General features: G+C 72.5%; 1 protein-coding gene. It reads right to left on the bottom strand.

The window, feature by feature from the left end; genetic code table 11:
• On the bottom strand, positions 1–448 hold a 448-nt coding region (locus tag ACOMDU_RS13670), incomplete at both ends, for an ATP-binding cassette domain-containing protein (RefSeq protein WP_421130706.1).

The raw sequence follows: 448 nt of genomic DNA, 5'->3' as shown, positions 1-448 counted from the left end.
GGTCCGCGAGGAACGCCCGCGCGAACGACACGAGCTGCCGCTGTCCCGCGCTCAGCCGCCCGCCGCGCTTGGCGACGTCGGTCGCGTAGCCCTCGGGCAGCCCCAGGATGAAGTCGTGCGCCCCCACCGCCCGGGCGGCCGCCTGGATCTCGGCCTCGGTGGCGTCGGGCCGGCCGAGGGCGATGTTCTCCGCGATCGACCCGGAGAACAGGAACGCCTCCTGCGTCACCATCACCACGTTGCGCCGCAGATCCGCCTGGCTGAGCTCGCGCAGCTCCACCCCGTCCAGCGTCAGCGAGCCGGCAGAGACGTCGTAGAACCGGGCGATGAGCTTGGCCAGCGTCGACTTGCCCGCACCCGTCTGGCCCACCACGGCCACGGTCTGCCCGGCCGGGATCACGAGGTCGAACTCCGGCAGCACCACCCGGTCCGGTCCGTAGCTGAACAC

It is taken from the genome of Vescimonas sanitatis (assembly GCF_049060325.1).
Taxonomy (GTDB): Bacteria; Bacillota; Clostridia; order Oscillospirales; family Oscillospiraceae; genus Vescimonas; species Vescimonas sanitatis.
Note: the sequence above shows the minus strand (reverse complement) of the source record. Positions and strands in the feature narration are given on the sequence as shown.